At 39.3% G+C, this 14,087-nt stretch carries 12 protein-coding genes and 1 other annotated feature; all 12 genes read left to right on the top strand.

The genetic code is table 11. From position 1 onward, the window contains the following. Positions 1-322: 322 nt before the first annotated feature. The 12 genes from F4V44_RS20130 to cysS all read left to right on the top strand — a co-directional run bounded on the left by F4V44_RS20130 (position 323) and on the right by cysS (position 14,084). Positions 323-784: a CtsR family transcriptional regulator gene (locus F4V44_RS20130; RefSeq protein ID WP_150441810.1), complete on the top strand. Its 462-nt coding sequence runs from the start codon at positions 323-325 to the stop codon at positions 782-784. 29 nt (positions 785-813) lie between these two features. Beyond that, positions 814-1,365: a UvrB/UvrC motif-containing protein gene (locus F4V44_RS20125; RefSeq protein WP_150441809.1), complete on the top strand. Its 552-nt coding sequence runs from the start codon at positions 814-816 to the stop codon at positions 1,363-1,365. Position 1,366: 1 nt separating this feature from the next. After that, positions 1,367-2,437 (top strand): protein arginine kinase, encoded by a 1,071-nt coding sequence (locus F4V44_RS20120; RefSeq protein ID WP_150441808.1) that lies wholly within the window; start codon positions 1,367-1,369, stop codon positions 2,435-2,437. A gap of 13 nt (positions 2,438-2,450) precedes the next feature. Continuing rightward, positions 2,451-4,901, top strand: a complete 2,451-nt coding sequence (gene clpC / locus F4V44_RS20115; protein ID WP_150441807.1) for an ATP-dependent protease ATP-binding subunit ClpC — start codon at positions 2,451-2,453, stop codon at positions 4,899-4,901. A 223-nt stretch (positions 4,902-5,124) separates the two neighbouring features. After that, complete coding sequence (gene radA / locus F4V44_RS20110) at positions 5,125-6,498, top strand: DNA repair protein RadA (RefSeq protein WP_150441806.1); 1,374 nt, start codon at positions 5,125-5,127, stop codon at positions 6,496-6,498. A gap of 3 nt (positions 6,499-6,501) precedes the next feature. Continuing rightward, on the top strand, positions 6,502-7,578 hold the full coding sequence (gene disA, locus F4V44_RS20105; RefSeq protein WP_150441805.1) for a DNA integrity scanning diadenylate cyclase DisA: 1,077 nt from the start codon (positions 6,502-6,504) through the stop codon (positions 7,576-7,578). Positions 7,579-7,819: 241 nt separating this feature from the next. Further along, positions 7,820-8,902, top strand: a complete 1,083-nt coding sequence (locus tag F4V44_RS20100) for a PIN/TRAM domain-containing protein (RefSeq protein ID WP_150441804.1) — start codon at positions 7,820-7,822, stop codon at positions 8,900-8,902. Between the two features lie 105 nt (positions 8,903-9,007). Next, entirely contained in the window at positions 9,008-9,706 is a 699-nt protein-coding gene (gene ispD, locus F4V44_RS20095; protein ID WP_150441803.1) for a 2-C-methyl-D-erythritol 4-phosphate cytidylyltransferase, read from the top strand. Positions 9,707-9,711: 5 nt separating this feature from the next. Beyond that, entirely contained in the window at positions 9,712-10,200 is a 489-nt protein-coding gene (gene ispF / locus F4V44_RS20090) for a 2-C-methyl-D-erythritol 2,4-cyclodiphosphate synthase (protein WP_150441802.1), read from the top strand. Between the two features lie 54 nt (positions 10,201-10,254). Next, a complete protein-coding gene (gltX, locus tag F4V44_RS20085; protein WP_150441801.1) occupies positions 10,255-11,709 on the top strand; it encodes a glutamate--tRNA ligase in 1,455 nt (484 codons plus the stop codon). Positions 11,710-11,756: 47 nt separating this feature from the next. Beyond that, positions 11,757-11,980 (top strand) — a binding site (T-box leader). Between the two features lie 54 nt (positions 11,981-12,034). After that, entirely contained in the window at positions 12,035-12,706 is a 672-nt protein-coding gene (gene cysE, locus F4V44_RS20080) for a serine O-acetyltransferase (RefSeq protein WP_150441800.1), read from the top strand. Further along, complete coding sequence (gene cysS / locus F4V44_RS20075) at positions 12,687-14,084, top strand: cysteine--tRNA ligase (protein ID WP_150441799.1); 1,398 nt, start codon at positions 12,687-12,689, stop codon at positions 14,082-14,084. Before cysE ends, cysS begins: the two co-directional genes overlap by 20 nt. The last annotated feature ends 3 nt before the right edge of the window (positions 14,085-14,087 follow it).

Genomic DNA, 14,087 nt, shown 5'->3' with positions numbered 1-14,087 from the left:
GGTAGTTGGGGTCTTACCCCTGTGAGAGTAGGACGTCGCCAAGCAAGAGAGTATCCAAATGGGTACTCTCTTTTTTTATTAATCCAATTAAATTTGAAAAATCTTAAACTGCATGCAATTAACGGCATACGGTTTTTTTGGTTCTTTTATTACGAATGAACATATACATATAGCGAGCCTCCTATAAATAAATTTCATTTTCACTGGGTTTGAGAAGACGTTAAAATGGGAAAATTACTAAAGTCTGTTTATTTGCCAGAAACAAGGTGAATCATGTATAATTAAAGTCAAATATAGTCAAAGTCAGAAAGGAGGAAGCTTGGTGAGAAATATCTCGGATATTATTGAAAACTACTTAAAAAAAGTCCTAGAAATGAGTGAAAAAGAAATAGTAGAAATCAAGCGAAATGAAATAGCCGATAAATTCCAATGCGTTCCTTCACAAATAAATTATGTTATTAATACACGATTTACAATAGAAAAAGGCTATGTTGTTGAAAGTAAGCGTGGGGGCGGAGGATATATACGAATTATGAAGGTTCAGTCATATGACCATGCAGATTTAATTGATCAATTGATGAATCTTATTCAAACCCGAGTTACTCAAGGCAGTGCAGAAGATGTGATCTACCGCATTGTTGAAGAAGGAATTATTACAGATCGGGAGGCTAGAATTATGCTGAGTGTAATTGACCGCTCTGTTTTATATATTGACCTTCCTCATCGTGATGAATTACGAGCAAGAATGTTGAAAGCCATGCTTCAACAATTAAAATATAAATAAATGATTAAGTTGGTAAAGAGGTGGATACCATGGTATGTCAGGAATGTAATCAGCGACCGGCAACACTTCATTTTACAAAAATCGTGAATGGTCAAAAAGAGGAATTTCATCTTTGTGAAAAATGCGCATCAGAAAAAGGCGAAATGTTTATGCTTGCTAATCCGACGGGATTCTCGATTAATAATATATTAGCTGGATTGTTCAATATGGAGCCAAAAATTCAACAGACACAACAAAAAAATCCATTTGAAAAACAGGAAATTCTACAATGTAATCATTGTAAAATGACATTTTCACAGTTTGTTAAAACCGGTAGATTTGGTTGTTCAAACTGTTATGCTGCATTCAGAGATCAATTAAAGCCAATCTATAAACGGCTTCACAGCGGCAACTCTACACATAAAGGTAAAATACCTAAAAGAATTGGCGGTACCATGCATATCATGAAAAATATAGGAGAGTTGAAGCTGCAGTTGCAAGATTTGATAGCAAATGAAGAGTTTGAAAAAGCAGCAATTATAAGAGACGAGATCCGCTCATTAGATCGAAAATTAGATGAAACTGCTAGAGGAGGGGAATAACTTGTCACTGGAGCGTTTTTTGAATCAAGCCGTAAGCTCTTGGATGAGCGGTGAAGGCCCTGACTCAGATATTGTTCTTAGTTCGAGAATACGGTTAGCCCGAAATATTGATCAATACAGATTTCCGCTTTTATATTCAAATGAAGAAGCATTGGAGATCATTGAGATTATAAAAAACAGAATGCAGAATCTTCCGTTTTCAAAAGCAGGTGAAATGGATCTGCTAATTATGCAAGAGCTGCAGCCTCTTCAGAAGAGAGTATTAGTAGAAAAACATTTAATCAGTCCAAATCTTGCTGAAGATGCAAATCATGGGGCATGTTTACTTTCGGAAAATGAAGGAATTAGTGTTATGATTAACGAAGAAGATCATATCAGAATTCAATGCCTATTTTCGGGGTTACAGCTGCAAGAGGCGTTATCCATGGCAAATGAAATTGATGATTGGATAGAGGATTATACGACCTATGCATATGATGAGTCAATTGGTTATTTAACAAGTTGTCCAACAAATGTAGGTACTGGACTTCGTGCCTCAGTAATGATGCACCTTCCGGGACTTGTTCTCACACAGCAAATGAATAGAATTATCCCGGCAATTAATCAACTTGGGCTTGTAGTTAGAGGAATTTATGGTGAAGGCAGCGAAGCATTAGGTAATATCTTTCAAGTTTCCAATCAGATGACATTAGGTAAATCTGAAGAGGATATTGTGGAAGATTTAAAAAGTGTAGTAAGTCAAATTGTTTCACAGGAGCGATCAGCCCGTGATGCATTATTTAAGACATCAAATATACAGTTAGAAGATAGGGTTTACCGTTCCTTAGGAGTTTTAACTAACAGCAGGATTATTGAAACAAAGGAAGCTGCTAGATGCCTATCTGATGTAAGGCTTGGAATTGATATGGGTTATATAAAAAATATTTCCCAAAATATATTAAATGAATTAATGATATTAACCCAGCCTGGATTTTTACAGCAATATGCCGGTGGTCCATTAAGGCCAAATGAACGGGATATTCGTCGGGCTACTCTCATAAGAGAAAGACTAAATTTAGAAAAACAAGAGTAGGGAGGAAGTGGACATGATGTTTGGACGATTTACAGAAAGAGCTCAAAAGGTGCTGGCTTTGGCCCAGGAAGAAGCGATTCGTTTAGGTCATAATAATATTGGTACAGAACATATTTTATTAGGGCTTGTCCGTGAGGGTGAGGGAATAGCAGCAAAAGCATTGTACGCATTAGGACTCAGCTCAGAGAAAATTCAAAAGGAAGTCGAGGATTTGATTGGCAGAGGCCAGGATGCAACTGGGTCCATTCATTACACACCACGAGCAAAAAAAGTAACAGAACTATCTATGGATGAGGCAAGAAAGCTGGGTCATTCTTATGTTGGAACTGAGCATATCCTTTTAGGACTTATTCGTGAAGGTGAAGGTGTTGCCGCACGTGTACTAAACAATTTAGGAGTCAGCTTAAATAAAGCCCGTCAGCAAGTACTTCAGCTTCTTGGAAGCAACGAGTCTGGCTCACACCAAGGTGGTTCTGCAGCAAGTGCCAATACACCTACTCTAGACAGCTTAGCTCGTGACCTAACGGTTATTGCCCGTGAAGGAAGTTTAGATCCAGTCATCGGACGAAGCAAAGAAATTCAACGTGTGATAGAAGTGTTAAGCAGACGTACTAAAAACAACCCTGTTCTAATTGGTGAACCAGGGGTTGGTAAAACTGCTATTGCTGAAGGACTTGCACAGCAAATTGTAAACAATGAGGTTCCGGAAATTCTTCGTAATAAACGAGTTATGACCCTTGATATGGGAACCGTTGTTGCGGGTACAAAATACCGCGGAGAATTTGAAGACCGGTTAAAGAAAGTAATGGATGAAATTCGCCAGGCAGGAAATATTATTTTATTTATTGATGAACTTCATACATTGATTGGTGCCGGTGGAGCAGAAGGGGCTATTGATGCATCAAATATCTTAAAGCCTTCCCTTGCTCGCGGAGAATTACAATGTATCGGTGCAACAACATTAGATGAGTATCGCAAGTATATTGAAAAAGATGCCGCTCTAGAGAGACGTTTCCAGCCAATTATGGTGGATGAACCGACTGCTGATGAATCCATTCAGATTTTAAAAGGATTACGCGACAGATACGAAGCGCATCATAGAGTATCAATAACAGATGATGCAATTGAAGCAGCTGTTAAGCTATCTGACCGTTACATTTCAGATCGTTTCCTTCCAGATAAAGCGATTGATTTAATTGATGAAGCAGGTTCAAAGGTTCGCCTTCGCTCATATACGACGCCTCCTAATCTAAAGGAGCTGGAAGTAAAACTTGAAGAAGTAAGAAAAGAGAAGGATGCTGCTGTTCAAAGTCAGGAATTTGAAAAAGCTGCATCGTTAAGAGATTCAGAGCAGCGTCTTCGTGAACAGTTAGAGGAAACGAAGAAGATTTGGAAGGAAAAGCAGGGTAAGGAAAACAGTGAAGTAACAGTTGAGGATATTGCAAGTGTAGTATCCAGCTGGACAGGAATCCCTGTTTCAAAACTGCAGCAAACTGAAACTGATAAACTATTGAAGCTTGAGGAGATCCTTCATTCACGTGTCATTGGGCAGGAAGAGGCAGTTATCGCTATTTCAAAGGCAGTCCGTCGTGCACGTGCTGGTCTAAAGGATCCAAAACGTCCAATTGGCTCCTTCGTATTCCTTGGCCCAACAGGTGTAGGTAAAACGGAGTTAGCTCGCGCATTAGCCGAAGCCATGTTTGGTGATGAAGATGCTATGATCAGGATTGATATGTCTGAGTACATGGAAAAGCATTCCACATCAAGACTTGTTGGTTCACCTCCAGGCTATGTCGGCTATGAGGAAGGCGGTCAGCTAACTGAAAAAGTAAGAAGAAAGCCATACTCTGTTGTGTTATTGGATGAAATTGAAAAAGCACACCCGGATGTCTTTAATATCCTGCTGCAAGTATTAGAGGATGGAAGATTAACGGATTCCAAAGGACGGACTGTAGATTTCCGTAATACAGTGTTAATTATGACATCTAACGTAGGTGCTTCGGCATTACAGAGAAATAAATATGTAGGGTTTAATATTCAAGATGCTAACCAGGATTATAAAGATATGAAAGGGAAGGTTATGGAGGAACTGAAGAAAGCGTTCCGTCCAGAATTCCTTAACCGTATTGATGAAATCATTGTATTCCATTCATTAGAGAAAAAACATTTGAAGGAAATTGTTTCTCTCATGTCAGATCAATTAACAAAACGTTTAAAAGAGCAAAATATTACGTTGAAGTTAACTGATGCAGCATTAGAAAAAATCTCTGTTGAAGGATATGATCCGGAATACGGCGCTCGCCCGCTGCGCAGAGCGATTCAAAAGAATATTGAGGATAGTTTATCAGAGGAACTTTTAAAAGGAACTGTATTAACTGGGCAGGAAGTTGTCGTTGATGTTGAGAATGATGAATTTACAATCAAAGCATCAGAACTGCAGCCAGAATCACAATTACAAAACTAACATTACAGCAAGGGGTACACGAGAAATCTAACGTGTACCTCTTTTTAATAAAAAGTTTGTTTATTAACATCTCTCACGGATGGGCCAAAAATCTAACGTATCAACATAATTCGTTAACATAGTCTAATAAAAAACAAAGAGTACTCATAATTGGCGAAAACCCGTATACTATACATCGAATCAAAATAGAATAGGTAGTGAATTAAGGAAGTGAAGAAAGCAAGTGGCCAAAAGAAAATCGAAATTTATATGCAATGATTGCGGATATGAGTCCCCTAAATGGATGGGAAAATGTCCCGGTTGCGGAAACTGGAACAGCATGGTAGAGGAAGTAGAAAAGGCTTCTTCTAGAAGAACATTTGCTCATACAGAAGAATCAAAAATTGCAGCTAAACCAACGCCGATAACAGCTGTGGAAACAGTCAACGAAGCACGTATCTTTACTGATTCAAGGGAGCTAAACCGTGTATTAGGTGGCGGAATCGTGAAAGGCTCGCTTGTTTTGATTGGAGGGGACCCGGGAATAGGAAAATCAACATTGCTGCTTCAGGTTTCATCACAATTAGCTATGAAACAGCATTCTGTTTTGTATATTTCTGGTGAGGAATCAATGCGCCAAACAAAGCTGAGAGCAGACCGTTTAGGGATATCCTCTGAGAATCTGCTTGTATATGCTGAAACGAATCTAGAGGAAATAAGCCGAACGATTGAGACAGTCAATCCGGAATTTGTTATAGTGGACTCGATTCAGACGGTCTTCCATCCGGAAATTACCTCCGCACCGGGCAGTGTTTCTCAGGTGCGTGAATGTACATCAGAGTTGATGAGAATTGGAAAAACAAAAAATATCGCTATTTTTATTGTTGGTCATGTAACAAAGGAAGGATCGATTGCCGGGCCTCGTTTGTTAGAGCATATGGTTGACACGGTTCTATATTTTGAAGGAGAACGCCACCATACATACCGTATTCTTCGTGCTGTGAAAAATAGATTTGGATCGACCAATGAGATGGGGATTTTTGAGATGAAGGAAGCCGGTCTTGAGGAAGTGGCGAATCCATCTGAAATCTTTCTAGAGGAGCGTTCCCAAGGGGCAGCAGGTTCAACTGTTGTTGCATCAATGGAAGGCACTCGGCCTGTACTTGTTGAAATACAAGCGCTTATATCCCCTACGAGCTTTGGGAATCCGCGCAGAATGGCAACGGGTATTGATCATAATCGCGTCCCGCTTCTAATGGCTGTATTAGAAAAAAGGGTTGGGATGCTGCTGCAAAACCAGGATGCTTATTTAAAAGTAGCAGGCGGTGTAAAATTAGATGAGCCAGCCATTGATTTAGCGATTGCAGTCAGTATTGCTTCAAGCTTTCGTGATAAACCTACAAGACCAACTGACTGTGTCATAGGAGAAGTAGGGTTGACAGGGGAGGTTAGACGGGTTTCCCGCATTGAACAACGGGTTCAGGAAGCCGCAAAGCTAGGCTTTGAACGAATTATTCTGCCAGAAAATAATCTTGGAGGTTGGACAGGACCAAAAGGAATTCAATTAATCGGGGTGGCTTCTGTTAGTGAAGCATTACAAGCTGCTTTAGGGGGATAAAGAGTGGAAAACAAAAAGTCTGGCGATCAATCAATGAGTAGAATCTTACAATTTATGGCCCCGGGAACACCTATTCGGGAAGGAATTGATAATGTCCTGCGAGCGAACACAGGCGGATTAATTGTGTTTGGCTGTTATGAAAAGGTAAGAACACTTGTTAATGGAGGATTTAAGATTCAATGCCCATTTTCGCCGAGCTATTTGTATGAACTTTCTAAGATGGATGGTGCGATTATTTTAAATGAATCAGGCAGCGAGATTTTAATTGCCAACGCTCAATTAGCACCTGATACGAGTATTCCTTCGTCAGAAACGGGTATGCGTCACCGAACGGCCGAGAGGGTTGCGAAACAAACAGGTGCACTAGTTATTGCTATTTCACAAAGAAGGAATGTCATTACCCTCTATCAAGGTCAGTTCCGGTATGCACTCCGAGATATTGCCGTTATCCTGGCAAAGGCTAATCAAGCCGTGCAAACATTAGAAAAGTACAGAGTGGTATTAGAGCAAAGCGTCACCAATTTAAGTGTCTTAGAGTTTGAGGAACTTGTTACTTATAGTGATATATTACAGACACTGCACCGCTTTACAATGGTACTAAGAATCAAAAACGAGCTACTGAATTATTTAAGCGAATTAGGAACAGAAGGCAGGCTCATTCAGCTGCAAATGAATGAACTTCTAATAGATATGGAAAAGGAATCACAGCTAATCATTAAGGATTATGCCTATTCAAGAGATGTGAATGTGAGTGAAGCGATGAGAAAGCTGCATGAATTTGCGCATATGGAGATAATCGAAGATAACCTTGTCTTGAAACAGTTTGGCTATCACGGTTATGTCCATCTTGATGAGATAAAGTCCCCCCGCGGATATCGGATGCTGAGCAAAATTCCCCGTTTACCGCCGGTAATCATTGAAAATTTAATTAATCGATTTCACGACCTTCCTTCAATAATAAAAGCATCTGTTGCTGAATTGGACGAAGTTGAAGGGATTGGTGACGTAAGGGCAAGAAAAATTAAAGATGGCTTAAAGCTATTAAAGGACCAATTGTTTGCCGATCGCAGTTTTAAGTAAATCTATAGGTATAATGATACCTATGCGAAAAAAGACTATTGAACTAACTGTGGTACTGTGTTAAAATGAAAAATTAATTATTTGACACATTGTTTTAGAGGGTGCTAATCTAAAGATAGCATGTTACAGGAATTGGATAAGAATAACAAAGTTTTTATTGACTAAAAAAGTAAAATATATATATGTAAATAGGTTTTGTTTTTTGCAAATTGTTTATAATGAATAAAAAGGAGGTGAAGGAATGTTAAAACGAATAGTTCAAGCTTGTTTCCTCATCATTGGAGGGACACTGGGACTCCTTTTAATCCCTGACTTATTAAAGTTAGTTAATTTACATGACATTCCTCTAATAAATAATCCATATGTATCTGTTATCTTGGGCTCTATTATTTTTTATTTTATAACGTTTTGGGCGATTGATTATGTAGTGAATTTTGTAAAGTGGGTTGAAGAGACATTAGTAAAGGCGCCAATTACAGATATTCTTTTTGGTAGTTTAGGGCTTGCTTTTGGACTTATTATTGCCTTTTTAATTGGTTATGCACTTAATGCTATTGAAGTACCCATTTTAAATACGGTTGCACCGATTTTACTGACGCTTTTATTTGGTTATTTAGGTTTCTCAGTCGGGTTTAAAAAGCGTGATGAATTATTGAATTTATGGTCTAATAAGAAGAAAAAAGCAGCAGAAGAAGAACCGGAAAAAGAGAGCAAAAATGCTTTGAAGATTCTAGATACGAGTGTTATCATCGATGGTAGAATTGCAGATATATGTCAAACTGGTTTCTTGGAAGGAACAATCGTGATTCCTCAATTTGTACTGGCTGAACTGCAGCATATCGCTGATTCTTCAGATGTGTTAAAAAGAAACAGAGGCCGCCGCGGGCTTGATATTTTAAATCGCATCCAAAAGGAGCTTGCGATTAAAGTGGAAATCTATGAAGGCGATTTTGATGAAATTCAGGAAGTAGACAGCAAGCTTGTGAAGTTGGCAAAAATCACAAGTGGAGTAGTCGTAACAAATGACTTTAATTTAAATAAAGTATGTGAGCTTCAGCAGGTATCTGTATTAAATATTAATGATTTAGCGAATGCGGTAAAACCGGTAGTGCTGCCAGGAGAAGAAATGAGTGTTCAAGTTATTAAAGACGGGAAAGAACATAACCAGGGGGTTGCTTATTTGGATGACGGCACTATGATTGTTGTTGAGGATGGCCGTGATTATATTGGTAAGCATCTTGATGTACTTGTAACGAGCGTTCTACAAACATCTGCTGGCAGAATGATTTTTGCCAAACCAAAGTTATTGGAAAAGGCACTCTAAATGATGAGTTACTGAATATATGCATGTTGAGCTTATAAACCTTCGCTCAGGCGCCGGCAGTTTATTCCGGCGTTTTCATGCGTTCATAGATAGGAGATATGGGTTATGCCTTATCAAGTCGTTATTCCTGCAGCAGGTCAGGGAAAAAGAATGGGAGCAGGAAAAAACAAACTTTTGTTAGAACTGGATGGAGTTCCAGTATTAATTCATACCTTACAGGTATTTGAGGCAGACGAGAACTGCTCTGGAGTGATTCTTGCAGTAAATGAGCAAGATGAAAAAGAGTTTGATAGTCTCTTAAAGAAATACGCTATCAGGAAAGTAGTCAACATTGTTCGAGGCGGGTCGGAAAGGCAGTACAGCATATACAATGGTATTAAAGTGATACAAAGTAATGAAATTGTTCTTGTTCATGATGGTGCTCGTCCATTTATTGATAAGGACCAAATCCATTCTCTTGTTTTGGCAGCGGAGAAGTATGGTGCATCTGTGCTAGCCGTTCCAGTTAAGGATACGGTGAAAAAGGTAAGGGAACAAAAAGTGATAGAGACGGTTGAACGTTCCAGCTTGTGGGCAATCCAAACTCCACAAGCTTTTCGCATGCCACTGTTGCGTCAAGCCTATGAATTGGCAGAGGAAGCGGGCTTTTTAGGAACGGACGATGCAAGTCTCGTTGAGCGGATTGGCCATGATGTAATCATTGTGGAAGGGAATTATGATAATATCAAGATTACGACACCAGAAGATTTATTTTTTGCGGAGACGATTATTCGCAAGCGCAGAAGTATGATAAAAAGGAGCTAATAGATATGTTTCGAATTGGACAAGGTTTTGATGTACATCAGTTTGCAGAAAACAGAGACCTCATTATTGGTGGAATTACCATTCCCTATGAGAAGGGTCTTCTCGGTCACTCGGATGCGGATGTACTTTTGCATACCGTTGCGGATGCTTGTTTAGGAGCGATTGGAGAAGGAGATATTGGCAGACACTTTCCTGATACCGATCCTGAATTTAAGGATGCTGATTCAAGTAAACTGCTTCAGCATGTTTGGAGTATTGTAAAGGACCACGGATATGAGTTGGTGAATGCTGACTGCACCATCATCGCTCAGAAACCAAAAATGGCTCCCTATATTGTTCCGATGAAGGAGAAAATCGCTCTTTTGCTGGAAACAAAGCCTGAGAACATAAATGTAAAGGCGACTACAACAGAAAAACTTGGCTTTACCGGACGTGGGGAAGGGATTGCTGCACAAGCGGTTGTCTTATTGAGAAAAGTAGGGTATTCTGACTAAGATATACATAGGAAATTAATGTGAAATTGCATATTACTGGAGGCGTTGGAGGATATGGCAAGCGAAATTCGAGTACGTTATGCACCAAGTCCGACTGGACATCTGCATATTGGTAATGCTCGTACAGCGTTATTTAACTATCTTTTTGCAAGGAATCAAAATGGGAAGTTTATTATCCGTATTGAAGATACAGATCAAAAGCGTAACATAGAAGGCGGAGAACAAAGCCAGCTTAAATATTTAAAATGGCTCGGCATGGATTGGGACGAGGGCGTCGATGTTGGAGGAGAATACGGTCCTTATCGTCAATCAGAAAGAAATGATATTTACCAAAGATACTATAACGAGCTTCTTGAGAATGGAAAAGCATATAAGTGCTATTGTACGCCAGAAGAGCTGGAAAAAGAGCGCGAAGAGCAAATGGCAAGAAATGAAACACCGCAATATTCAGGGAAATGCCGTCATTTAACGCTTGAAGAACAACAACAGTTAGAAGCCGAAGGAAGAGAACCAAGTATTCGTTTTAAAGTTCCTGAAGGCCAGGTATTCTCATGGGATGACATGGTAAAGGGCAATGTATCATTTGAAAGTGATGGAATTGGTGATCATGTTATTGTGAAAAAGGATGGCATTCCTACATATAACTTTGCGGTAACCGTTGATGATTATTTGATGAAAATCTCTCATGTATTACGCGGTGATGATCATATTTCCAATACACCAAAGCAATTGATGATTTATGATGCGTTTGGCTGGGAGCGTCCTGCTTTTGGTCATATGACACTTATTGTAAATGAAAGCAGAAAAAAACTTAGTAAACGTGATGAAACCATTATTCAATTTATTGAGCAATATGAAGAGCTTGGCTATATTCCGGAAGCATTGTTTAATTTCATTGCTCTATTAGGTTGGTCTCCTGAAGGGGAAGAAGAAATTTTCACACGCGAAGAGTTTATTAATATCTTTGACAGCAGTCGTCTGTCTAAGTCACCTGCATTGTTTGATAAACAAAAGCTTGCTTGGATGAATAATCAGTACATGAAAAAGATTGAGCTTGATCGTGTCGTAGAGCTTGCATTACCACATTTGATAAAAGCGGGATATGCAAAAGAAACAAGAACAGAAGAGGAAAATGTATGGGCTCGTGAGCTGATTGCACTTAATCAAGAGAAAATGAGCTGTGGCGCTGACATTGTTGAGCTTTCAGAGCTATTTTTTACAGAAGTAGTCAGCATGGACGAAGAGGCGAAAGAAGTTATTTCAGGAGAGCAAGTACCAGAAGTTCTGTCAGCCTTTTTAAGTGAAATTGAGAGCCTGGAATTCTTTACAGCAGACGAAATTAAGAAGGCTGTTAAAGCAGTGCAAAAGTCTACTGGCCATAAGGGGAAGAACCTCTTTATGCCAATCCGGGTCGCAACTACTGGACAAACACATGGTCCTGATTTAATGAAGGCAATTGAGCTTTTAGGAAAAGAAAAAGTAAAAACTCGCGTAATGAAAATAATTTGATTAACATATTCATAAAAGTGTAATATAGTAAATGTAGCAGAATAATGTTTAAAGTGTTGATGAGAAAGAGTAAAAAAGTGATGCTTTGCTAGAGAGAACCATCAGCGGCTGAAAGTGGTTTAAGCCTCTCATTTTTTGAATGCGTCTCAGAGTCCTGTGTCGAACTGAATTTTTAGTAGATATGGGCGGACTCCCTTCCGTTACTAGGGCAGAGTGGAGGTCTCTTAGAGGCCTAAACAGAGTGGAACCGCGCAGAAAATGCGTCTCTGTCTTTATGACAGAGACGCATTTTTTTATTTATTTCGATTTAGGGAGGGTGAGTCTGATGTTTAAAAATTTAAAAGAGGATGTTGAGGTTATTTTTGAGCAAGATCCTGCGGCGAGAAGTTATATTGAGGTTATTTTAACCTACTCAGGTCTGCACGCTATCTGGTCACATCGTTTAGCTCATTTACTGCACAAAAAGAAATTTTTCTTTCTTGCACGGGTTGTTTCGCAAATTAGCAGGTTTTTTACGGGAATCGAGATTCACCCAGGTGCTGTAATTGGAAAACGGCTCTTTATTGACCACGGAATGGGGGTCGTCATAGGAGAAACATGCGAAATTGGTGATAATGTAACCATCTATCAAGGGGTAACATTAGGCGGTACGGGGAAAGAGAAAGGAAAGCGCCATCCAACAATACGAGATAACGTCTTAATTGCAACAGGTGCTAAAGTATTGGGCTCTATCGTCATAGGCGAAAATGCCAAAATTGGCGCCGGGTCAGTTGTTTTGAAAGACGTCCCGCCGCAGTCTACGGTGGTAGGTATACCTGGACGTATAAAAGTACAGGATGGAGTAAAAGTGAATAAAGATTTAAACCATGCTAATTTGCCAGATCCTGTTTCAGACCGGTTGAATGAATTGCAGGATGAAATAAAAAAATTAAAGTTGGAATTGGAAACACTAAGAAAGGAAAGGAGTGCTAAAAAGCATGACTATTCAAATCTATAATACTTTGACAAGAAAAAAGGAAGACTTTATCCCTATCGAGGAAGGAAAAGTAAAAATGTATGTGTGCGGGCCGACCGTTTATAATTACATTCATATCGGTAATGCGCGCCCGGCTATTGTGTTTGATACCGTCAGAAGATATTTGGAGTATCGGGGCTATGATGTCCGTTATATTTCTAACTTTACGGATGTAGATGATAAATTAATCAGAGCGGCGAATGAAATTGGAGAAGATGTACCAACAATTGCTAATCGGTTTATTCAAGCTTATTTTGAAGATGTTAGTGCCTTAGGCTGTAAAAAAGCAGATGTTCATCCCCGTGTAACAGAAAGTATGGACATTATTATCGACTTTATTAAAACACTAATTGAAAAGGGTTACGCTTATGAGTCTGAAGGTGACGTCTATTTCCATACACGTCGATTTGATGGTTATGGCAAGCTTTCGCATCAATCCATTGATGAACTGCGTGTTGGTGCGAGAATCGCAGTAGGTGAGAAGAAGCAGGACTCACTTGACTTTGCTCTCTGGAAGGCGGCGAAGGAGGGTGAGATTTATTGGGAAAGCCCATGGGGAAAAGGGAGACCGGGCTGGCATATTGAATGCTCTGCAATGGCAAGGAAATACTTAGGGGATACGATTGATATCCATGCAGGCGGCCAGGATTTAACCTTCCCGCATCATGAAAATGAAATCGCCCAATCTGAGGCGTTAACAGGCAAATCATTTGCCCGCTACTGGATGCATAATGGGTATATTAATATTAATAATGAAAAAATGTCAAAGTCCCTTGGTAATTTCGTGCTTGTTCATGACATTATCAAAAGACATAATCCGCAAGTTTTACGTTTGTTTATGCTTTCCGTTCATTACCGTCATCCAATCAATTATAGTGATGAGTTGTTGGAAAATACCCGAAATGGCCTAGAGCGTATTAAAACATCTTATCAGAACTTACGTCACCGCAAAGAAGCGAGCGCCAATTTAACGGATAATAACGCTGTTTGGCTCGAAGAAATGAATGGACTGCATGAACAATTTAATCAACATATGGATGATGACTTTAACACGGCAAATGCGATTTCAGTTCTTTTTGAGATGTCAAGCCTTGCCAATCGTTATCTAATGGAAAAAAATACAGATACAAACGTCATTGAACGTTTTATGAATCAGTTTGAAGAACTTACCAATGTACTAGGGCTGCAGCTGAAGGAAGAAGAGCTTCTAGATGAAGACATTGAGGCATTAATAGCAAAAAGAATTCAAGCTCGTAAAGACCGAGATTTCCAGTTATCTGATCAAATACGTGATCAATTAAAGGATATGAATATCATCTTAGAAGATACACCACAAGGTACGAGATGGAAAAGAGGCTAAGAA

The organism is Niallia endozanthoxylica (assembly GCF_008710145.1).
GTDB classification, from domain to species: domain Bacteria; phylum Bacillota; class Bacilli; order Bacillales; family Cytobacillaceae; genus Bacillus_BD; species Bacillus_BD endozanthoxylica.
Note: the sequence above shows the minus strand (reverse complement) of the source record. Positions and strands in the feature narration are given on the sequence as shown.